Origin of the sequence: Polynucleobacter sp. 31A-FELB, from assembly GCF_018882405.1 — a bacterium.
Lineage (GTDB): Bacteria > Pseudomonadota > Gammaproteobacteria > Burkholderiales > Burkholderiaceae > Polynucleobacter.
The window spans coordinates 1-21,841 of sequence record NZ_JACVOO010000017.1 but is presented as its reverse complement, the minus strand read 5'-3'; the positions used below and the strand labels follow the sequence as shown (position 1 = coordinate 21,841).

At 45.1% G+C, this 21,841-nt stretch carries 16 protein-coding genes; 8 read left to right on the top strand and 8 right to left on the bottom strand.

What is annotated here, in order from left to right; translation table 11 throughout:
* The first annotated feature begins 2 nt into the window (after positions 1-2).
* The 5 genes from ICN30_RS09670 to ICN30_RS09650 all read left to right on the top strand — a co-directional run bounded on the left by ICN30_RS09670 (position 3) and on the right by ICN30_RS09650 (position 7,088).
* Positions 3-1,505, top strand: coding sequence for a TolC family outer membrane protein (locus tag ICN30_RS09670; RefSeq protein WP_216275229.1), 1,503 nt, complete (start codon positions 3-5; stop codon positions 1,503-1,505).
* 61 nt (positions 1,506-1,566) lie between these two features.
* Positions 1,567-2,361, top strand: a complete 795-nt coding sequence (locus tag ICN30_RS09665) for an ABC transporter permease (RefSeq protein WP_216275226.1) — start codon at positions 1,567-1,569, stop codon at positions 2,359-2,361.
* Entirely contained in the window at positions 2,358-3,587 is a 1,230-nt protein-coding gene (locus tag ICN30_RS09660) for an ABC transporter ATP-binding protein (protein ID WP_216275223.1), read from the top strand. The genes ICN30_RS09665 and ICN30_RS09660 overlap by 4 nt, the downstream gene beginning before the upstream one ends.
* Complete coding sequence (locus tag ICN30_RS09655; protein ID WP_216275222.1) at positions 3,577-3,927, top strand: hypothetical protein; 351 nt, start codon at positions 3,577-3,579, stop codon at positions 3,925-3,927. The genes ICN30_RS09660 and ICN30_RS09655 overlap by 11 nt, the downstream gene beginning before the upstream one ends.
* Before the next feature lie 2 nt (positions 3,928-3,929).
* A complete protein-coding gene (locus ICN30_RS09650) occupies positions 3,930-7,088 on the top strand; it encodes a glycosyltransferase (protein ID WP_216275220.1) in 3,159 nt (1,052 codons plus the stop codon).
* Positions 7,089-7,111: 23 nt separating this feature from the next.
* Here ICN30_RS09650 and ICN30_RS09645 read toward each other — a convergent pair whose 3' ends face one another.
* Positions 7,112-9,346 carry an acyltransferase family protein gene (locus tag ICN30_RS09645; protein WP_216275218.1) on the bottom strand — a complete coding sequence of 745 codons (2,235 nt, stop codon included), beginning with the start codon at positions 9,344-9,346 and terminating at the stop codon, positions 7,112-7,114.
* A 30-nt stretch (positions 9,347-9,376) separates the two neighbouring features.
* Here ICN30_RS09645 and ICN30_RS09640 point away from each other — a divergent pair, with 30 nt between their 5' ends.
* Positions 9,377-11,515 carry a hypothetical protein gene (locus tag ICN30_RS09640; RefSeq protein ID WP_216275216.1) on the top strand — a complete coding sequence of 713 codons (2,139 nt, stop codon included), beginning with the start codon at positions 9,377-9,379 and terminating at the stop codon, positions 11,513-11,515.
* 47 nt (positions 11,516-11,562) lie between these two features.
* Here the strand turns inward: ICN30_RS09640 and ICN30_RS09635 are convergent, their stop codons facing one another.
* Positions 11,563-12,270 carry a Crp/Fnr family transcriptional regulator gene (locus ICN30_RS09635; protein WP_216275214.1) on the bottom strand — a complete coding sequence of 236 codons (708 nt, stop codon included), beginning with the start codon at positions 12,268-12,270 and terminating at the stop codon, positions 11,563-11,565.
* A gap of 510 nt (positions 12,271-12,780) precedes the next feature.
* Here ICN30_RS09635 and ICN30_RS09630 point away from each other — a divergent pair.
* Positions 12,781-16,005 (top strand): DUF4214 domain-containing protein, encoded by a 3,225-nt coding sequence (locus tag ICN30_RS09630; protein ID WP_216275212.1) that lies wholly within the window; start codon positions 12,781-12,783, stop codon positions 16,003-16,005.
* 276 nt (positions 16,006-16,281) lie between these two features.
* Here the strand turns inward: ICN30_RS09630 and ICN30_RS09625 are convergent, their stop codons facing one another.
* The 5 genes from ICN30_RS09625 to ICN30_RS09605 form a co-directional block, all read right to left on the bottom strand.
* Positions 16,282-16,554 (bottom strand): hypothetical protein, encoded by a 273-nt coding sequence (locus ICN30_RS09625; protein ID WP_216275210.1) that lies wholly within the window; start codon positions 16,552-16,554, stop codon positions 16,282-16,284.
* 59 nt (positions 16,555-16,613) lie between these two features.
* Complete coding sequence (locus ICN30_RS09620; RefSeq protein ID WP_216275208.1) at positions 16,614-17,684, bottom strand: integrase core domain-containing protein; 1,071 nt, start codon at positions 17,682-17,684, stop codon at positions 16,614-16,616.
* A gap of 119 nt (positions 17,685-17,803) precedes the next feature.
* The gene (locus ICN30_RS09615; RefSeq protein ID WP_216275206.1) at positions 17,804-18,142 is read right to left on the bottom strand and encodes a hypothetical protein; all 339 of its coding nucleotides are present in this window, start codon (positions 18,140-18,142) and stop codon (positions 17,804-17,806) included.
* Between the two features lie 103 nt (positions 18,143-18,245).
* Positions 18,246-18,995: a DUF4214 domain-containing protein gene (locus ICN30_RS09610; protein ID WP_216275204.1), complete on the bottom strand. Its 750-nt coding sequence runs from the start codon at positions 18,993-18,995 to the stop codon at positions 18,246-18,248.
* A 92-nt stretch (positions 18,996-19,087) separates the two neighbouring features.
* Entirely contained in the window at positions 19,088-19,534 is a 447-nt protein-coding gene (locus tag ICN30_RS09605) for a GNAT family N-acetyltransferase (RefSeq protein ID WP_216275202.1), read from the bottom strand.
* A 248-nt stretch (positions 19,535-19,782) separates the two neighbouring features.
* Here ICN30_RS09605 and ICN30_RS09600 point away from each other — a divergent pair, with 248 nt between their 5' ends.
* The gene (locus ICN30_RS09600; RefSeq protein ID WP_216275200.1) at positions 19,783-21,357 is read left to right on the top strand and encodes a hypothetical protein; all 1,575 of its coding nucleotides are present in this window, start codon (positions 19,783-19,785) and stop codon (positions 21,355-21,357) included.
* A gap of 30 nt (positions 21,358-21,387) precedes the next feature.
* Here the strand turns inward: ICN30_RS09600 and ICN30_RS09595 are convergent, their stop codons facing one another.
* The gene (locus ICN30_RS09595; RefSeq protein ID WP_216275198.1) at positions 21,388-21,597 is read right to left on the bottom strand and encodes a DUF6447 family protein; all 210 of its coding nucleotides are present in this window, start codon (positions 21,595-21,597) and stop codon (positions 21,388-21,390) included.
* Between the last annotated feature and the right edge of the window lie 244 nt (positions 21,598-21,841).

The following is a 21,841-nucleotide window of genomic DNA, read 5'->3' as shown; positions in this document are numbered from 1 at the left end:
TCGTGAAAAAAACTTTAATTGCCAGCGCCCTTGCATTGTCATCTTTGATGACAGACGCATCGGCTTTGGATTTAATGAATGCTTACGAAGGTGCTTTAGCAAGTGACCCCATATTTCGGGCTGCTGTTAAGGATGCAGAAGCAGGGCGCGCCAACTTGGAAATTGGTCGCTCTGGATTATTGCCCCAACTCTCCGCGAATTACTATTCTGCGATCAATAATAGCCATGTAGCAGCTCCTCGTTTTGGTGCTGCTGGTGGCCCTACGGTCATTACCAATCAGGCGTATCCAAGTAATAACTCTTACTTTCAGGTAACTCAAGCCCTCTTTAATTTACAGGCAATAGCGCAGTTCCGTCAGGGAGCGGCGCAGGCTAACTTGGCGCAGGCGAAGCTTGCCTACAACACCCAAGACCTATTGATTCGGGTTTTGCAGGCATATACCGATTTACTCTTTGCGCGTGATCAATATTCTTATTACGTTGCGCAGCGTGATGCCTTTAAAGAGCAAATGCAAGTCAACATTCGTCGCTATGAAAAAGGCGAGGGAACGATCACTGATACTCTAGAGACTAAGGCCTCATATGAGATGGCTGATGCTCAAGTGATTGAAGCTCGAGACGTGATTCAAAATAATAAGCGTAAGTTGGAAGCCATTGTTGGCATGCAGTTACAGTCAGCCAATGATGTACGTCCGATTTTGAAGAGCTTTAAGATCAAGCCGCTCAATCCTCGACCATTTGAGGCATGGACTGAAGTGGCGCTTGCTCTCAACCCAGAAATTTTGGCCAGCCAGCATGCTCAAGAGGTTGCTCGCCAGGATTTCCAAAAAAATGTGGGTGCAAATTTCCCGGTTATTAATGCGGTGGCTACCTGGGGACAGCAAAATTCATACTACATCTCGACGATTAATCAGCAGGCCACTACCTCGACTGCTGGTATTCAAGCAACATGGCCTATTTTTAATGGCGGACAGACTACGGGTCTGATTTCTCAATCTCGTGCTAATTATGAAAAGTCTTCAGCGCAATTGGATGAAGCACGCTCACGCGTACTGACAGAATTGCGTAAACAATATGACGCAGTTCTCTCGAGCGAGCAAAAAGTGGCAGCACTCAATCGTGCTGTGGAATCGGCTACCGAATTAACCAAAGCAATGCGTTTAAGTATTAAAGGCGGTGAGCGCATTAATATGGATGCGCTATTGGCTGACAAGGGCTTGGCAAATGCTCAGAGAGACTTGGCTCAAGCGAAATACAACTATTTACTTTCTTATTTACGCTTGAAGCAACAGGCAGGCAATTTAACTTCGGAAGATTTGCAACATGTTGCGAGCTATTTTGAGATTGATAAGAATGTAAAAATGAGTCCATCTCAAAAAGCGGGCGTAAATCAACAGCGCACCTCTGGGGAGTCTATTTCTCAAGTCACCGTGAGTGTCAATGCGCCTTTAAGGCCTATGAACCAGGCTCTTATACTCCCGTCATTGGATTTGCCCGGCCAATAACTTGGCATTTGGGCATGCTCCTTGGATAATTGATTTTTAACGAATCATTTTAGGGATTCATTTGAGCACTTCATTTAGTCGTTTATGGGCATACCGAGGTTTTATTGTGAGCTCGGTCAAGCGTGAGTTTCAATTGCGCTACCAAAACTCTATTCTGGGTGCGAGTTGGACGATCTTAAATCCCTTGGCCATGATGTTGGTCTACACCTTAATCTTTTCTCAGGTGATGCAGGCAAGACTTCCGGGCGCTGATACCCCTTATGCCTACAGTATTTTTCTCATTAGCGGATTATTACCTTGGGGCTTATTGACAGATATTGTGTCGCGTGGCCCAACGCTATTTCTAGACCAAGCCAATTTACTCAAGAAAATTCATTTTCCTAAAATTGCTTTGTTGGTCATTGCAGTTGCTAATAGTTTGATTAACTTTGGCATTATCTTTGGGTTGTTCCTGCTGTTCTTATTGCTAAGTGGTCAGTTCCCAGGTTGGATCATTTTGTGGGTATTACCAATTTTGTTACTCCAGATATGTTTCGCCGCCAGTTTATGTTTGATTTTGGCCATCTTGAATGTTTTTTTTAGAGATGTCGCACCACTTACTAATATTGCATTGCAGTTTGGTTTTTGGCTCACACCCATTTTGTATGCCCAATCCATGGTGCCAGCCCAGTATCAGCAGTATCTTGCGCTTAACCCCCTGAGTCATATATTTGAGTCTTATCATGCGATATTTCTGGCGCATGAAGCACCCAATTGGGGAGCGCTCTTGGCTCCGGTTATTTTGTGTGGCATCTTGATTGTCATCGCTACGCGGCTCTTTAATAAGCATGCCGCTGAGATGGTGGATGAATTATGAGTGCGGTCATCCAAGTTCAAGGCCTGGGTAAAGCCTATAAACAGTATCCCCATAAGTGGGCTCGCCTTCTTGAATGGACTTTGCCTTTCTTAGGAGTCCGACATCATTTACATTGGGTCTTACAGGATATTTCATTTTCCTTAGCCCCAGGTCAGGCCTTAGGCATCATTGGTGTCAATGGTGCGGGCAAGAGTACTGTGTTGAAGATGCTTTCTGGAACCACGCAGCCGACAACCGGCACCGTTGCTATTACCGGGCGTATTGCGGCTTTATTGGAGCTGGGGATGGGTTTTCATCCCGACTTTACTGGACGTCAAAATGTGTGGATGTCGGGTCAATTACTTGGGTTTAGTAGCGAACAAATTGCACAATTAATGCCCCAAATCGAAGAGTTTGCAGGGATCGGTGAATACATTGATCAGCCGGTGCGTATTTATTCCAGCGGCATGCAAGTGCGCTTAGCTTTCAGTATTGCGACTGCCATTCGGCCTGATGTATTAATCGTTGATGAGGCCCTGTCAGTGGGAGACACAGAGTTTCAACATCGTAGCTATGAACGTATCAAGCAATTTCAACAGCAGGGTACTTCCTTGTTATTCGTCTCACATGACAAAGGGGTGATTACGAGCCTGTGTGACCGCGCTATTTTGTTGAATGCCGGTCGTATTGAGATTGAGGGTGACTCAGAGTCAGTCATGGATTACTACAATGCCATGCTGGCACAACAGGAAGACCAAGTGATCACTCAGCACTTGGGTGAAGATGGCAAGATTCAAACTCAGTCAGGCAGTGGCGAAGTTGCTCTACTAGGGGCAAACATACTAGACCAAGAGGGCTTGCCAATTGAGGTAGCCAAAGTAGGTCAACCCATCACTATTGAAGTTTCAATCGAGTGCAAAGAGCCTATTAGTAGTTTGGTAGCCGGTTTTATGATTAAAGACCGTTTTGGCCAAACTATTTACGGCACAAATACCTTTCATCATCAGCAGCAATTACATCAATTGCCTGCTAATGACCGTTACACCTTCTCGTTTGATTTTGATTTAAATATTGGGCCTGGAAATTACTCCGTATCCATTGCATTGCATGCAGACGATACGCATATTGCTAAAAATTATCTTTGGCTTGATCGTGTTTTCTTTTTCACAGTCATCAATGATGACGAGCCAGTCTTTGTGGGATCTAGCTACCTAGAGAGTCAGGTGCGGATTAAACATGATGCCTAATCAGTTTGGGCGCTTGATCGCCCGTATTCGCTTTACGATTGATAAAGTCCCCCATCAAATTGTTCATTACACCTTGACCAATGAAGTTGCGCGTCAGACCTTGCTCAAATTATTGCAACCATTTCCTGGTTTGAAGTCATTCTTAAAAGGGAATGTGCTACGAATTCAACAAGGTTTCTTTAAAAAAAGAATTTTGTATCAACGCTCAATCCACCCATCTATGGTGCTCAAGAAAAAAGAGCGGCAGATCACGGTAGATCCCAAAAAATTGACACAGACTGAATCGGCTTATTTAAGTCCACAAGAGGTATTGCGTCGTATTGAGCAAGAGTTAAAGTAAATATGGCTTTAATTTTTCCCGCTTCTAGCGATCCTATTCGCATCCAAGAACTGACTGCCCGATTACAGAGTTTGAAAGTTGCCATCATTGCTGCTGGTGCTGGGCAAGAGGGTGGGGCCGAACGTTTTTATGCGGGCTTGCAGACAGGCTTTGAAGCATTAGGCGCTACTGTAGAGCTCATCATCATTGATGCTAATGAGGCTACGACAGCTGACATTGTTGAAAACTATGCGCGCGCCAAAGCTTTGGATTTAAGTGCATTTGATTTGGTCATTTCAACAAAAGTACCTAGCTATGCTATCGAGCACCCGCATCACGTTTTGTATTTAGTGCATACCGTACGCGTTTTTGATGATATGTTTGATGCGGCCTTTGAGCATCCTGGAATTAATCAGTTCTCTGATCGGGCTCTAGTACATCAGCTCGATTTTGAGGCTTTGAAGAAGATTCCTCACCGCTTTGCGATCGGCTGTGAAGTGCAAAGACGCTTATATCGCTGGCGTGGCTTAGAGTGTGATGTGATCCATCCACCTTTGCTTGCTAATCCTTTTAAGGTTGTTGAGGGTGAGGATTTAGCTCGAGCTCGGAAGCAATCCAATCCGTATTTTTTCATCGCGGGCCGCTTGCATCCATGGAAGCGTTTAGATTTACTCATTAGGGCAGTTCAACGTTGTCCCTTGCCCATTCGCTTAGTCATAGCGGGAGTCGGTGAGGCTCAAGTAGATCTACAAAAATTGGCTGCTGGTGATCCGCGCATTGAGTTTTTGGGGCGCATTAGTGATGCAGAGCTGGTGGAATACTACGCGCATGCACTGGCGGTACCATTTCTACCTTTGCGTGAAGACTATGGCTACATCACGCTAGAAGCCTTTGCGAGTGCAAGACCCGTGATTACTTGCGTCGACTCGGGAGAGCCTGCACATATTGTGGAGAACTTGCGTACGGGTTTAGTGGTAGAGCCAACGGTCGAGGCTGTAGCAGATGCACTTGCCTGGGCTTATGAACATCCAGAGCAAATGGATGCGATGGGACAACTGGCACATCAAGAATTAGCCAATCTGTCATGGCCCGCAGTTGCTTTGACTTTAGCTAGCGCGGGCTTGGATTTTCCCATCACACTCGCGGATCAAAGCACGCAGAAAAATGCTGTTTTAGTAATGGATATGCAGCCAATTGATCCTCCGATTGGAGGAGGTAGGCAGCGTCTATTGGGTCTTTACCATGGCTTGGGTGAGCAAATCGAGTGTCGCTATATTGGTTCCTATGATTGGCCTGGTGAATCCTTTCGTGAGCATGCGCTGAGCAATTCTTTAACTGAAATCAATATCCCCCTCTCTGCTGAGCATCACCAAGCTGCAAAAGCACTGGCCAAGCAAGTGGGCGGAACTGTGGTGATTGATTTGGCATTTAGTCAGCAGGCCCATCTATCCCCTGAGTATCTTGAGGCTGTTCGCCAATCAATTCCTCAAGCTCAGGTATTAGTCTTTTCTCATCCCTGGGTCTACCCATTGGTTAAAGATCAGATTCGGGCAGATCAAGTGGTGATCTACGATGCGCAAAATGTCGAAGGCTATTTGCGTACCCAGTTACTTGGTTTGAAGAGTGATATTTGTAAATCATTGGTTTTGCAAGTTTGCGCAGATGAGTTGGCCTTGGGTCAGCGTGCCAATTGGATTTTGACCTGCTCCCACGAGGACTTGCAACGCTTCTTTAGGGTATATGGTTTTGCCCCAGCAAAGATGCGGGTCATTCCGAATGGAGTGATGGCTTACGCACCGTCCCGTCAATTGAGCAAGGAAACTTGTCGCCAAGCTTTGGGAATTGATCCGCAAGCATTTTTAGCAATCTTTGTGGGTAGTCAATATGGACCCAATGCGGAGGCGGCATTATTTATCTTGCATGATCTTGCGCCAGCGATGCCGCAGGTGCAATTTGTCATTGCGGGTGGCGTGAGTACTCAGCTATCAAGCACCTTGAGCAATGTTGTTCTTACTGGGGCTTTATCTGAAGATCAAAAAGACAATTGGTTAGGTGCTAGCGATGTTGCGCTCAATCCTATGTTCTCGGGTTCGGGTACCAATATCAAGATGTTTGACTTTATGGCCTCAAGCTTGCCGGTGGTCACTACTGAAGTAGGCGCGCGCGGAATTGAAACGAGCTATCGCCTAGCGATGCATATTGTTGATCCAACAGTTACTGCTTTTGAAAATGCCTTGAAGGAACTTTCTGATCCGCTTTATCGAGCCAAGGCTTCAAGTGAAGCGCGTGCTTGTGTGGAAGAGGGTTACGCCTGGGAGCATATCTCTGCTCAGCTAGGTCAACTCATGACGATGCGTGCAAAGATTGCAGGTCAGTCGCTTCCCAAGTTTTCAGTCATTATTCCGAGTTATGAGCGCCATCATCAGCTAGAGGTATTAATTGAGCATTTGCAGGCGCAGATAGAGCGTGACTTTGAGGTAATCGTGATTGATCAAAGTGCATCGCCTTGGAATGGTTCACAACAAGAATTTGGTTTTCCATTGACGTATTTCCATACACCCATTAAGGGAGCAGTCAGAGCACGCAATACTGGGGCATTACTAGCGCAAGGGGATCTATTGGCATTCATTGATGATGATTGCTTGCCTAGCCCAACTTGGCTTTTAAATGCACGCCCTTATTTTGTCGATGCTCAGGTGGTGGGTTTAGAGGGATTGATTTCTTCTGATCATATGAATGATCCCGATTGGCGCCCAGTCAGCAATGTGGGTAGCGAAGGCATTGGTTTTATGACGGCAAACCTGATGGTACGCTCCGCAGTCTTCCAATACTTAGGTGGCTTTGATCTGCGCTTTGATCGTCCTCACTTCCGTGAAGATACGGATTTTGGCTGGCGTATGCTCGACTTGGGTTTAGTGCCTTATGCCCAAGATGTGGCGGTGTTTCATCCAGCGCAAAGACGAGATATTGAACGAGAGTCCCATGAGGCACGTGCTCACTTTTTTGAAAAAGATGCGCTGCTCTATGAAAAACACCCCGAGCGCTATCGAGTGCTATTTGAATTCGAGCGCCACTATGAGCGCAGTGTTGGGTTCTCGGAACACCTCTTACGAGGATTTAAGCAAATTGGTGCGCAGCCACCAGCATGGCTCTTAAAAAAGCTGCCAAGTAGCCCCAAGTAATCCCAACCAATCCCAAGTAATCTTTACTTTTGTGCGCTGCTGTTGATCAGTGCTTGCGCTGCGAGCCAGTCTTTGAAGTGGGGATACAAGACCCAGTTTCCATAGTTACTAAAGTGATCGCCATCAAAAAACAATGGTTTTCCTTCTGAGAGGGCGCTGCAACTTTCTTCCTTGCAAAGAATGGGCAGCGTATCCCAAATCAATACATTGGCGTGTTTTTGCGCCTGCTGATGCATCGCAGACAATATCGGCGCACGTAGTTTTTCAAGATCAGCTCTAGGCTGTTGATTATTGCCAACGCAAATGGGGTTATGCGCATTAAACCAATCGGCACAGCGGAAGGTTGGTGCTCTAAAAATAGGTGTAGGTGCTACAAAAATCACTTTCATTTGCTGGGCCAAGAAAGGCTTTATCCATAGGTCTATCTCTGCAGCAGCGTCCTTTCTCAGGGCTTGTGCTTGATCTGAGTTCATGCGGTCTTGCATATCGCTAATCTGAAAGCTAGCCCATTGATCTCCATAGCGCATCATGCGCAGGCTAGAGAGTAGAACCAAGTCTCCCGGCTTCGCTTGGCTCGCAATCAGATCACGCGTAGCAGTATTAAATTCCAGGCATCCCGGGGCACGGCCCACTTCCATGGGTGCTTGTAGGTCTAGATAACTACAAGCGTATGGAGTGGCTACTGTGCCTTGAAAGGAAAAGACCTTAACGATGGTGCCAGTTTGTGCGCTGATTTGCTCGAGCATCGGAATGATGGCGCCAGCATGAGAGTCACCCAATACATAGATGGTAGCTTGATGAGGCGGTATTTGGCATTGGCTTGGCGTCAAGACTCTCTGCATTCCGCCTGCGAAGGGGATAAAAGCCTGCTCTACCTGACAGGGACGTTGATCATTATTGACATACATCGATAGATTGGAGCCGTACCAATCATTTGGCGCACGAGAAACCGTACTCCAACTGAACTGTTGCAAATGGGTAAAAAGATATTGGCTTAGCAGCATTCCGCTTAAGGGCATGGCTAAAAAAAGCACGATGATGAAACGATTGGAATGTTTTTCAATCCATGGGTTGTGCCTAAAGATCTGCTCAACATAGCGATAAGAGAGCATCGACAAGAGGATAGTGATTGCGAGTGCGCATCCGTATTGAATTGGCGTCTCTAATCCGCTGGTCCAACGCAATAAAACAAATACTGGCCAGTGCCATAAATACAGTGAGTAAGACCGCTTTCCAATCCAGACCCAAAATGGGCGAGATAAAAATGCTCGCAAGGGGTGATCTTGTGGAGCTCCAACACCCCCAATAATGCATAGCGCGCCAATCGTGGGGGCTAAGGCCCACGGCCAAGGAAAGGCAGTGGGCATAGCAAACAGGGCTGCTGCAGTAATGAGCCCGAGTCCTAGCCAAGGTAATACTTTTTGCCCGATGCCAATCAGGCCAATCGATCCAATCAATTTTGTGTTGCCAGCAAGTACGGGTGAAGTATGTGCACTGATAAAAAAGAGTAGTGCGCCTAAAGCCAATTCCCAAAAACGCGCGCCGATAGAATAAAAAGCCACTGCAGGGTAGTGCGTGCTAGCCCAGGCACAAAAAACCAAAGATCCCAGAGCGAAGATGGATAGCGCTATCGTTGTGAATCGTACCAATGATGGGCGCTGAAATTGCTTGGCGTATGCCCAGAGAAAAAACAGCATAGGAGCAATCAGGTAAAACTGCTCTTCGACTCCCAAGGACCAGGTTTGTGTGTAGGGATTAAATTCTGCGCGCGGTGAAAAGTACACATCCGTATTGGTTTGCAGGCGCCAATTACTCACCCCCCAAAAGGCATAGAGTGCGGTTTCTTCACTCAGACTGCTTAACCAGGCGCGGGGAATAAACAAACTGGCAAGGAGTGCACTCACACTTAAGACCAGTACTAGGGTCGGCACAATCCGCGCAAGACGTCGTGCATAGAACTGCGCAATAAAGCCCAAGAAAGAGCTAGCATTTGCTTTGCTGAGTGCTGCGCTGACCACAAATCCAGAAATAACAAAAAAGATATCTACCCCGATAAAGCCACCAGGCAAGAAAGTGCTCTGGAGGTGATAGGCAATAACCGAGATAACCGCAATCGCTCTGAGGCCATCAATATCTGGACGGTACGGAAGGGGATTGCGCATCTCGTAGATTTTCTCATAGGCTTGCTGGCCCAGTTGGCTCAGGTGATCTAGTTCAGGCAATGTCGCTAGGCAAAATGGCTGACGTAAAATACCCACTTCCTTGCCCCGCAGAAATTGCTGATTCCTATGCCTACATTTCCATTACGCCATTCTTTTGGTCGCCAACTCTTGGAATGGATTGTGTTGGGCGTATTTTTGTATGGTTTAGTCAGCCTGTTTTTTTATTGCTTTCCGCTGGTATTTCGCATGGCTTCCAATGCGGATAGCTTAGTGATGCTCGATTTTGCGCGTGACATCCTCATAGGCCAGTCTATTGCCCACTGGAACTTACCTCGGGCCCCTTACCTCTTTCCAGATGCGCTGATTGCCTGGCTCATGATGGCGATCGGCTGGTCAAATGTTTACACGTTTAAAGTCATTGCCGTTATTAACTTAGGCATATTGGTCTGGATCTGTACCATCGTGCTGCGTTCGGCCAAAGGCTTGCAAGCAATCTCCTATTTGCAGGTAGGGCTCTTGGGTGGTTTGGCGCTGGTGAACATCGCCATTTTCTTCCCAGTCGCTATGGCCAATTTGTATTGGCAAATCTTTGCCTCTGGCGCACACTTTTTGATGGCGCTGGTTGTATTGGGTATTTTTCAGTTGAGTGCCCGCTGGAGAAGTGCAGGCTATTCACCTGCAATTTTGAGTCTTCTATTTTTCTTGAGCTTTGCTCAGGCGGTTTCTGATTCTTTATGCGCACCTTTGCTTCTGACTTGGATTGTTGCGCAGTTGATCTGGCGCTTTCCTCAGCGTTGCCGTCCTTTTGCGGATGTCCTTGCTGTATTCATGGGCTTGGTGTTGGGAACCTTGGCGAGTTTTTTTATCCCGCGCCAATCACTACTCAATAGTTTTTTCTCATTCGATAAATTTATTGCGGCAGCCTTATCTTGCTGGGAGTGGTTTATCTCCTCTCCGGAGAACTATGGTTTTATCGTAGTGCTGATTGTCTTAGTGCTGGTATATCCATTTTTACTTGCAGGCAAGTGGCCTAAAACCAAGGCTGATTTGTTTGCTTGGCTGCAATCCGATGCGCTCTTGCCTTCATTGAGTGTTGTAGTGACTACACCGATTTTCTTTCAGGAGGTCGGCAGCATTCGGTACTTAGCGTTTCCTGGTTTGATTTCTTTACTCTGTTTAAGTCTGCTGTATTTACGAGTTTGGCAACTATTCAGTAGAAGTCAAACCTATCGAAAGGTAATGTATTTACTCGTCTTTATTGCATTGTTATCTGCCATGTTGGTATGGCAATTGGGGCGTGAACGAATCGGGCCGCACATGAAAGACCATGGGGGCAAGGATATGATTGGCCTAGCAGTAGGCTCCCAAACTGAATTGGCAGTCGCTTGTGTAGATCAAGCAAAGAAGCAGTTGAACTTGCAAGATGGTGTGGCTACTTACTGGAATGCAAGACCTACTCGTTTTGCTTCCAACTTTGACTATTTCTTTGCTCAAATAAATCCTTGGCGTCCACGCAGTGGCTACATGATGTGGGGTAATAATGGCATCGACTTTATCTATCGAGATAGTGAGAAAAAAACACCACGCCAGTACAACTTTCTTTTGGCTACTAAGCACGAGCTAGGTACTCGCTTATGGGGTAGTTTGCCAGCGCAAGCAAGTAACACAATTGAGTGCCCGATGCACAGTATTTTTTACTTTGATAATCCCGATATTTTGTGGGATTACTTATTTCCTCTAGAAGTGCCTTTTGGCTTTACTGCAGCTAATCCGACAAATGCAGATGCCATTGCTGCGGGTGTGCCACGATCTGCTTCTGAGCGCCCGAGCAGAACATTTCCAGCGGATGATTTCTTTACGCTAGTTGGTAGTCGTGATGGTGCGGCCTTAAAGCCAAATGGGCAAGCGGGGATATTGGCTTATGGCCCTTACATTCCATTACTGGCTGGTCAATATCGCTTAATCGCACAAGGCGCTCTCACTTCAGTATTACCAGCCAATGCACTCATTGATGTGAGTGCGCAATACGGCAAGCAATTGATTGCTGCCAAGAGTGTTGCTTTAACGCAGGCATCGAATCACAGCGAATTCCAACAATCAACTTCTGGAAATCTCCCAGCAGGAGAAATTGCGAGAATTGATTTTGAGATTAGCCACACCACTCAAGATGTTGAATTTCGTTTGCAGGTACCCGCAAATACTCAGGGGCAATTTTTAGGTTTTGTGTTGCAAAGATTAAGCAAAGACCAAGCGAAGATTAATTAAATATTAAGCAAATAATTCACAAAAGCTTAACTAAAAATCAAAAGACCTTATTCCACCTTTTGATTGGGTAGTGCATCTAATCCATCGGCCGCTAATTTTTTCAAAGCATCACTTTGCTGAATATGCAATTGATGTCCCGTCTTAGTGAGCACGCCATTTTTAATAAGTAACTGCAGGGCGCGTGACACTGTTTCACGGCTGGTGTTCACCATAGCGGCGATATCTTGTTGACGTGGCACATGATGAAGCTGTCTTTGCGCTGAGTTATTGTTGACCAAGAGATTGAGTTGCACAAAGATGCGATGAAACGCATTCGGTAGACTGAGCATCGAGCGCTCTTTTAAAGAGTGACGCACTGACTGCGCTAGTAAATGCATCACCCGTTGTGCAATTAATGGTTGGGTCGCCAACAAGTTCTTGGCAAGCGCCATAGGCACGAGTAGCATTTGTGAGTCCTCTAGCGTACGTAGAGAATTAGTCACCGGCTGGCCATCAGCCAAGGTGAGGCAACCAATAATGTCACCAGGTACCAGAATAGTGATGCCAATAACTCGGCCATCGTCCGCGATTTCTGTCGATTGAATGCGGCCAGACACTACAAAGGTCAAAAAGCTCACTAGTGAGCCCCTCGCCAAAATCTCTTGCCCCTGCTTAGCAGCTCCTAATTGGGTATTTTGGGCAATACTTTGCAGATCCACGTCTGCCAGACCCTGAAAGAAGGGGAATTGCTTAATCAGATCAACTGAAACGGCCATATTTAGACCCTCCTTGCTGGGCTCAATTGCCCAAGATGGCAATCTTGACTATATATAGAGTCAATAAGTGCAGAATTTCTAAAGTATTTGCGCTGCACCATTAAATGAAGCCCAGTAAAAGTGAGAAATACATCACATTTGGGTGTTTCTGGCTTGGTAGCCTGGTTAACGGGCTTTAGGGTGCTTAAAAAAGCTTGATAGGGCGTTCGCAGGAGGCTTGCAGACATTTGGGGCTTGAGTCGGAGAATGCCGAACGCAAATCTAGTAACCAATCTAGTAAACAGGGTAATTTGGGGTAGAATAATCACTTCAAATGACCAATACAGAGGCCCTAGGCCCCCTAAAAGTGTGGATTTGTTGTTTTTTTTCACAGGTATTGGGATTCAAAGTACTCATTTGTCTTAAAAGTGATTTATATCACATACGAGTACAGTCTATGTTAGATATCATTCATCGTCAATATTGGTTTTTACGACCAATTTGCCTTTATTAATTACTAGGAGAATTTCAATGGCAGCTGTTCCAGTCAACACTACGATCCAAACTCAGATCGCTAATCTTTATATCGCTATCCTCGGCCGTAATCCTGAACCAGCTGGTTTCGGTTACTGGTGCGACACACTTGCAAACAACGGTGGCACACAAGCTGCTTTGAATGCAATCACAATGGGTTTTTCTAATTCCCCAGAATTCGTAGCTACTTACGGTGGTCAAACAACATCAGCTGCAATCGGCTTGATGTACACCAACGTATTAAACCGTACTGCTGATGCAGGCGGCTTGGCTTACTGGACTGCTCAATACAACGCATTGATCAACACAGGTAGCTACACTGTTGCTCAAGCATTGGCTTTGACAGGTAATGCAATCATTACTGCAGCTGCTGCTAACACAGGTACAGCTGATCAAACTTTGATCCTTGCTAAAGAAGCAACTGCAATCGCTTCTGGAACATCTGCTCCAACAACGACTTATACACTCACAACTGGTGTAGATACAGCTACTGCTAATACATTCGTTGGCTTGGTAAATGGTGCTGCTGGCACAAACACATTTACTCCGTTAGATACATTAACTGGTAAAGCAACTAACCCAACTGATAACACGTTGAGCTTGCTTGACCAAGATAATGCTGACCTTGCAACTGCTGCAATTACACCATTAGGAGCATCGCTTTCTAACATCGGTAACCTCCAAATTACTGCGGCAAATAACATTGGTACATTGAGTACAGCGGGTGCACCTTTTACTGGTGTAACTAATGTAACTGTGTTGAACGCGGGTACTATTACAGCCTTGACAGCTGGTGCAGCTCAAGCATTGACAGCTACAAATACAGCTCAAGCTGCAAATAACGTTGCCTACCAAGGCGGTACTAACCTCACGATTACAAATACTGGTGTAACAACTGGAACAACTACTATTGGTAACACTACAGCTCCAACAGGCGCGGTTACATTGAATGTTACTAATAGCACAGGTGGAACTACAACAGGCGCAATTGGAATTACTGGTGGAACAACAGTTACTGTTAATAGCGTAACTGGAAATGCTGTTAATACAACAGTAGTTCAGTCTGCAGTAACCGTTACTGGTACTGCAACAACTACAGCAGTAACTGTTAATCAAGAAGCAACCGTTGCAGCAGCAGCAACTGTAGTTGGAAAAACAGCTGGCGCAGCAACTGTTCTTGATGCTAACCGTGTTTCTGCTACAGCGGCCGGAACAATTACTGCCGTTACTTTTAACAACGCCGCAGCAGCTACAGTGAATTCTGGTGCTTTGACAACATTGAACCTGACTGGAGCAATAGCTTCTGTTGATGCAGGAACTTTGGGTGCTTTGACAACTGCAGCAAACACTGCATTGGCTGTTAACTTGACTGGTGCGACAGTTGCTGGCGCTTTTGGTATTGATACAGACATCACAACAATTAACATCACTGGTAACACAACAGCTTCTACATTGGCTAACTTGACAGATGCAAGCGCAACTGCTGTTAACGTAGCTGGTACTGCTGGTGTAACAATCACTGCCAACACATTGGCTGCAGCTGCTGTGATTACTTCTACAAATACTGTTGGCACAACATTGACTCAAGTTCTTGGAAATGCACAGCAGTTCGTAGGTGGTGTTGGCGCCGATACAATCAGTATTGGTCAGACAACAACAGCAATCGCTATGGGTGCTGGTAATGACGTTGTTACTATCTCTAACGAAAACTTAGGTACTGGCGGCACTTTGGATGGTGGTTTGGGTGTTAACACAATCGTTGCAAACACTAACTCATCAAACTTGGCAATTAACGGCAACATCACCAACTTCACCACATTGCGCGTTGCTGCCGGAGCTACTGATGCAGCTCAAGGTGCGCATACAGCTACTGGCTTCACAGCGCTTCAAGTTGGTGATTTAGCTGGTGCAATGAGCTTTACAGGTGTTGCTGGTGGTACTTCCTTAACATATTTGGCTACCACAGGTTTCGCTTCTTCTTATGTGTTGCTCAACGCAGCTGGTGCAAGTGACGTATTAAACGTAACTTTGTCTAGCGCTGCCGCTATTAATGCTAACACATTGACAGCTGCTGGTGTTGAATCAATCAACATTACGACGACTGATACAAACACAACTGCACAGCAAGATACTCTTGAGTTGATTGCTACAAGCGCAACTGTAATTAACGTATCTGGTAATGCTGGTTTGGCATACACAAACAACGCTGGAAATACAAAGGTAGCAACTTTCAATGCATCTGGCATTGTTGGTGCTGCTGCTGATGCGGTTGCTCTTGGCGTTACATTTGCCTCAGTAACTACTGTTGCTAACTCCGCTACTGTAGCAATTACTGGTGGCTCTGGTAATGACACATTGTCTGGTGGCGCTACAGTTGATACGATCATTGGTGGTGCTGGTAACGACACTCTTCAAGGTGGCACAGGAGCTGACACCATTGATGGTGGCACTGGAACTAATACTTTTGTTTCAGTAAATATCACAGCCGCTGTAGAGGGTGTTGGCACAGGTACAACTGCTGGTATGGCCGTTAACTTGAGTGCAACAGCCATTACGGCAGCAACAATTAACGGAACAATGGGTGGCACAATCGGCTTGTCAGGTGCTTCAACAAGTCTTGCTGCTGGTACAGCGCAGTACATCTTCGCTACGCAAAGCAACCTTTTTGCTACAACGACTGATACATTGTTAAACATTAATAATGTTACTGGTTCTGATGGTGCTGACTTCATCGTTGGAAATGCGAATGCAAACGTAATTAATGGTACAACTGGTCTAGATTATCTTACCGGTGGCGCAGGTGCTGATACGTTCGTAATGAATCAAGTATTGAATGCAAACAGAAAAGTTATTTCTGACTTCACCGCATCCCAGACAGACGTGCTCGGGCTCTCGCAGGCAGTCTATACAAACATGACTGGCGCAGTTGGCTCAACAGTGACCGTCCTAACCAATGCTGCTGCTGCCGCGTTGATTGTTGCTGACGTAGCTGGAAGTGCTGCAAATAGCGTTGTTCTTGCTACTGCAGCCCAGATTGGGGCATTAGACTTTACTGCTGGTAACGGAACTGCTGCGGGTGCGATGTTTGCTGTAGCCTCCGATACAGGCGCCCTTTACTATGATGCTGATGGTGACTTTACTGCTGGATTGATTATTGTTGGTACAGTTACTGCAGCTCAAGGAGCTCTCGCAGCTTCTGGAAACTTCGGTATCCTTGCCTAATAGCCTTAAGAATCACCCCACCAATTCACCGGTGGGGAGTAGCAACAGTTTTAATCCTAGTAAGTAATAAACTTGAAACACCGCCCCATAAAGGCGGTGTTTTTTTATGGGCACTCCATTGGGGTGCCTTTTTTGCATCACTAGCACCCCTTTTCGAAGTACCGGGGGTGGGTGCTAATGAGTCTCTTGGAAAGATCAAGTTCGGCAATTTTTTTGCAAAGAACAGGCTATAGAAGTCTGGTCGATGTAGAAATGCCGTAGAAATTTTTCTCAAAATCAGAACAATCCCAGCCTTTCACACTCAGCCTCAGTGGTTTCTAAGGTTAAAAACGCCTCTTCTTTTGGTGGGATCAGTTCAGCACCAAGGAGTTGGGCCTGGTTAACCCAGTCAAAAACCCTGCGACCTAGCTTCTCGCGGTAGGCTGCTGGGATATTGATTTCCATTAAAGTGCGTCGTAATCGTGCGGCGCCCTGGTGTAATTGGTAGGCCAATTCAGCTAATTCAGCATTTTTGGTCAGTTTGTTGCGTTTCTTGGTACGTTTTTGCATATTAATTCCCGTACTGTCAAAATATTCAAATCTTTATATGCAGGATTACTTTTCAGAATCTACTTATCACTGCGATAGTAATAACTGAGCAGTCCACCAAGTCTTTGGCGGTGCATTAACGACGAATCAATATTTTCAGGGGTGGCCGACGCATTAAGGACAACATTACCAATTCCTTGATGTGTTCTTTCAAGGTTGTAATGCTCAACATATTGCGTTACGGCACGCTCTAGGGATCTCTTGCTGAGAAAAATAAAGTGATTAAGGCATTCTGATTTGATCGAGCGTATCCACCGTTCTGCATATGCATTAGGGTTGGGGCTAAGGATAGGAAGTTTTATTGGCTTTATTCCTGCATACCGTAATGTTCGACAAAACGAGGTGCAGTATTTTGTATCTCGATCATGAATTAAGTACTTCATTCCGCTATAAAAGGGGATGTCAGTCATAGTGATATTTCTTGCAATTTGGGTCATCCATTGTTCATTGGGGTGATTGCTTATACCAGCAATCTCTACTTGCCGAGTGTCCAGCCTAATGAAAAATAGAATAAAGTAGCTTGTTAGCCCTCTTAAGGTAAGCACCTCCCAGGATAAGAAGTCGGTTGCCACTATTGCACTACGATTTACCTCTATGAATCTTGCCCATGAGTTAGAACCACTCCTATCTGGTGATGGGTGGAAACCATTTCTTTCTAGTACATTGAGAATGGTTTGATGGCTAATATCGATTCCAACGTGTGCAAGTGCACCTTCAATTCGTTTAGCTCCCCAATTGGGGTTTTTGGAAGCAATTTCTAATATGAGATTTTCATTTTCAGGTTTGATGCGGGGACGCCCCGGATAAGTTCGGTTTTTTGATCCATCAAATTTTTCTGCAATCAATCCCCTATACCAACGTAGTACTGTGCTAGGCCTCACAATAAGACAGCTGTCACGCAGACCTTCTGGGGAGAGTTGCTTGCCTAAGCGAGCCATTTGTTGCTTACAGAATTGAGAAAAGACTAAGCGTTTCTTATTAGGCAATTGTCGCCTCAATTCATGAATCTGCGCCTTCAGTAACTCATTTTGAATGATAAGAGAATCGTTGACTGAAGTATTTAAGTGTTTAAGTAGCTTGGCCCAGAGCATCTTGATAAGCTTAAAGATAAGGGTATGGGTTCAATTAAACTATCTGTAGTGGCTTGGGGTACAGATTAATGCATGAACTACACCTATCTCTCATTAGACCCCTGCTAGCCAAGAAAGGTCTAATCAGCCATTTTCTGACCATTTAAGCGAGCACTCAATTCCCTAAATAAGTTAATTGCATTATCTGTGGGGATTAAGAACTGAACTCGCTTATCGTCTTCGCTGGCTTTCCTGATCACAAACTGTTTAAGTACTAGCTGAGTAATATAGGACTGAATTGTTGGCCCAGAGCCCAGATCTTTATTCTGCAAAAGGTCGGATACACGCATTGTTTTATCTGTTAGATAAGCCAAGGTAATGAGCCTGAGAATATAGCTCTCTTTATGCTGAATACGATTGCTTTGATAGATCTCCTCTTCTTTTAGCGAGTAAATCAGGTATTGAACAATTGAATTCATCGATAAATAGTATTGGGGATATGTGATACCAAATAAAAAACCACATTCAAGTTAAATCTTGTTCTTGAATGTGGCATTTAATCCAAATGGATATTACAGCTAATTATGGAATGAACAAATCCGGTGACGCTGGTGGAATAGACTCACTCAGAAAGTAAGACATTGAGTAGCTATCCATATAGGGATCCTCAGCAGGCGCTGGCTCTGGTGCTGGAGGGAATGCTAAATTCACAACAGCTGTAAGTGCATTGTTAATAACAGTGTCATTTGCCGGCTCTAGCGTAATTCTTGCCAACATTTCTCGTGCTAATTGTGAGGCAGCTGCACCATCATAAGCTGTGAACTCATTGATTGTGTCGATATTCTCGGTAAAGCGAATTGCCGCATCCACTTTATTCATAAAAATTGATGAGTCGGGACTTAATACATTGTTTTCTGCGGCGCTAGCGACGGCAAGCGCTAGGGCTCCTCTTGTTAATAGGCCCGAATCTATTTGCCGAGACCAATAAAGTAGGCCATCAAAATCTGCAGTACGACCAAGTACACTTCTATAAACACTATTCACAAAACCAAGCGTATCGCCACTCGGGTACAGTGCATTAGATTCAGGTGATGTGCCAAAACCATCTATCAGCGTTCGAATGGTCGGAAAACCATTCTCATAAGCAGTCATTAGCCCCTTAAGTGTGGTTGGGGCACCTAAGGCTGCAAACACAGCTGAGAATGAAGCTAAGCCATTAGTATCCGCAGGCCTGCCAAAGTAGGCTACATAAATCTGCTGCACTACTGATCCATAGTCGGCAGCAGTAGGGCGAACAAAAGTTGATATACCGCCGGTTGAAGAAATTTGCATATACATTCATCCTTGTATTGTTTTAGGGCTTTCCCTGAATTTTGAAGCTATAACCAATTATCTCTAAATTCACAGGGCGAAGATAGTGCCTATTAGCCAATATTCTTAAATAACACCTGTGGAATTGGGGGCTTTAAAGAAAAGCCATGGTGAGCCCAAAATGCATGGGATTGAGCGCCAGACTCAATTGCAAGCAGCAATATCCCTCTTTTTTTGCAATATTCTTCGATTTTCCCTAAAAGTAGACTGCCCAAGCCCTTACCCCGACTTGATTGGCTAATTACTACATCCCCTATAAATGCTGGTGGATTTGAGGCAACTGGGGGTGGAAGATACACCCTTGCCATCCCAACTGGAGTTCCGCCAACCGCCAAACATACCCACACAGTTTCCAAAATTGGGTGAGGCTTAAATGGAATAGTTTGCGCAATGAATTCATCGCTAGCATTCCAACCGGCATCTTGATAAAAATATTTCAACTGAGTAATTGGCGGGGGCGCAGAAGAAAACTCGACGCTTACCTGATCTTGAGCCTGCATTTAGCTTTCCCTTTTATCGTGCCCAGTTTTTTTAGATTAGACAACAATGTTTGTAAGTACAAGTCTAACCCCTTTAGCACTTTACCTAACTAATTGAAGATTATTCAATATGGTTGCACACCATAATCTTAATCATCCTTGATGATTTTTAATGAAAGATTCATCAATACCTAAATAGCCTACTTCCTCAGAATGACCTGATTTCCTAGGTTACACTTTCCTCATGATGGCGACCCTCTTTTCTTCCGATGCAATCTGAGTCTTTCCAGGGTTCGCTGAGTGCAGCGCATGAGTTTGCCAGGCTTGGCAAAAATGATGAGTTTTTGCAGTCATGCCAAAAAATAGCCAACACATACATCCAAGATGAACATGTGCTCACTCAGATTGCTAGCTTACTACTGGGTTTTGGATTTTCGAGCCAAGCTAAGCGCTGTCTTGATCAAGCCCTTTTACCATCCCCTGATAATAAGAATGTCCTCTTAAGTCTTGCGCTTTGCGAGTTACAACTTGGTTCAATTGACCGCTTTCAAGCAATTGCCCAAGAGCTTATACAGCGCAATCCCAATGATCTCAAGGTAATGAGTCACGTTCTGTATCTGTCAGAGTATGTAGATCAAGAGAACAATGAATTTGTACTGGCTTTAGCCAAACACTGGGGAGACTGCGCCATTCAATTGGCAGGTGGAGAAAAGCCAAGACCCTCATTTCATCGACTCACTACAGAGCCATTGCGCATAGGCTATGTGTCATCCGATTTTTGTCAGCATACCGTTGGCATCCTTATCAAAGAAGTACTTAGGCAACACAATCGACAACGCGTAAAAGTCTTTTGCTATAGCAGTGGAAGCAATAAGGATTGGGTCACACAAGAAATTGCTGCACATTCCACTTTTATTGAGGTCTCCAGCCTTACGGATAGCGAGCTAGCAGCGCAGATATCAAATGACCACATTGATGTATTAATTGATCTTTCTGGTCACACAGGTGGTTCACGGCTTAGTGCTTTTGCCTATCGGCCTGCCCCAGTGATGATTAGTATGCTGGGCTACTACGCCACTACCGGCCTTTCTTATATGGATGCTTGTTTATTAGATGAATGGCATTTATACCAAGATGCAAAGCAAGATACGCAGCAAGACTTTATAGAGCCCGTACTTTCATCAGGAAAAACAAGGTGGTGTTATTACCCAGCCTTTCCTGCACCAGCACCGACAGCACCCCCATGCATACGCAATGGGTACATCACATTTGCTAGCTTTAATAACACCCTGAAGTACAACCCACAGGTATATGCACTATGGGCACAAATTCTGAAAGAAGTTCCTCATTCCAAACTGATTTTGAAGTGGCGCACCTTCAACGATGAGGTCTTTAGGCAATCCGTACTGGGTCAATTCCAGACATTGGGGATTGATACTTCGAGAATTGAACTGAGGGGTCCATCATTTCACATGCAGATGTTGGCGGAATATCAGGATGTAGACATTGCTCTAGATCCATTTCCATTTTCAGGAGGGGCAACGAGTTGTGAAGCGCTCTATATGGGTGTACCTGTTATTACCTGGCCGCAAACTAGAGTGGTTAGTAGACAAACATTTGCCTACCTCTCCTTAATTGGCCATCCAGAACTTATTGCCAATAGCCCGGAAGAATATTTAGCAATAGCAAAACAGCTAGCGCAAAGTCCTGAAAGGCTGACTCTTTATCGAGAACAGTTGCGAATGGAAATGATCCAATCGCCTCTCATGGACATAAAGACTTACTCCTCCAATTTGGAGGATGCGCTTTTTAATCTACATCAAAAGCTTGCATCCAGCCATTAACTTGACTAGCTGGAGCGGACAACTAAACCTTTAATGCTTTGATTTTGCCTCTGATTTTTTTGGCAAGGCAGCATTAAGTGCATTTGCATAACCAATGCGTGCAGTTTGATATACAGCTGCTTCAGCATTTAGCTGAGCCAACTTTTGATCAACGAACTGCAGACTTGCAAACTGGTTTTTAGCATCTTCAGAAAGACTGTCTAAAGCGTATTCAACATCATCGATAGTAATTGTGGTCATTTTTAGGTTCCTGGGTATATGTAACTTGCCCAATTATAGATTAGACATAAAAAAACACCGCCTTTATGGGGCGGTGTTTCAAGTTTATTACTTACTAGGATTGAAACTGTTACTACTCCCTGAATCGCTACCAATATCCTAGACACTTGCCAACCTCGCTTGGTACTGCTGTTCAAATCTTACCGGAGAAAGCCCATTGTTGTAACTATGGCGTCTAACCGGGTTGTAAAACATTTCGATGTAA

Excerpts from the sequence above, each read along its gene's own strand:
- ICN30_RS09620 (WP_216275208.1), bottom strand. The coding sequence starts at position 17,684 with ATGCTCTGGGCCAAGCTACTTAAACACTTAAATACTTCAGTCAACGAT.
- ICN30_RS09595 (WP_216275198.1), bottom strand. The coding sequence starts at position 21,597 with ATGACCACAATTACTATCGATGATGTTGAATACGCTTTAGACAGTCTT.
- ICN30_RS09605 (WP_216275202.1), bottom strand. The coding sequence starts at position 19,534 with ATGCAGGCTCAAGATCAGGTAAGCGTCGAGTTTTCTTCTGCGCCCCCG.
- ICN30_RS09630 (WP_216275212.1), top strand. The coding sequence starts at position 12,781 with ATGGCAGCTGTTCCAGTCAACACTACGATCCAAACTCAGATCGCTAAT.
- ICN30_RS09640 (WP_216275216.1), top strand. The coding sequence starts at position 9,377 with ATGCCTACATTTCCATTACGCCATTCTTTTGGTCGCCAACTCTTGGAA.
- ICN30_RS09650 (WP_216275220.1), top strand. The coding sequence starts at position 3,930 with ATGGCTTTAATTTTTCCCGCTTCTAGCGATCCTATTCGCATCCAAGAA.
- ICN30_RS09655 (WP_216275222.1), top strand. The coding sequence starts at position 3,577 with ATGATGCCTAATCAGTTTGGGCGCTTGATCGCCCGTATTCGCTTTACG.
- ICN30_RS09635 (WP_216275214.1), bottom strand. The coding sequence starts at position 12,270 with ATGGCCGTTTCAGTTGATCTGATTAAGCAATTCCCCTTCTTTCAGGGT.
- ICN30_RS09600 (WP_216275200.1), top strand. The coding sequence starts at position 19,783 with ATGCAATCTGAGTCTTTCCAGGGTTCGCTGAGTGCAGCGCATGAGTTT.
- ICN30_RS09615 (WP_216275206.1), bottom strand. The coding sequence starts at position 18,142 with ATGAATTCAATTGTTCAATACCTGATTTACTCGCTAAAAGAAGAGGAG.
- ICN30_RS09660 (WP_216275223.1), top strand. The coding sequence starts at position 2,358 with ATGAGTGCGGTCATCCAAGTTCAAGGCCTGGGTAAAGCCTATAAACAG.
- ICN30_RS09610 (WP_216275204.1), bottom strand. The coding sequence starts at position 18,995 with ATGCAAATTTCTTCAACCGGCGGTATATCAACTTTTGTTCGCCCTACT.
- ICN30_RS09625 (WP_216275210.1), bottom strand. The coding sequence starts at position 16,554 with ATGCAAAAACGTACCAAGAAACGCAACAAACTGACCAAAAATGCTGAA.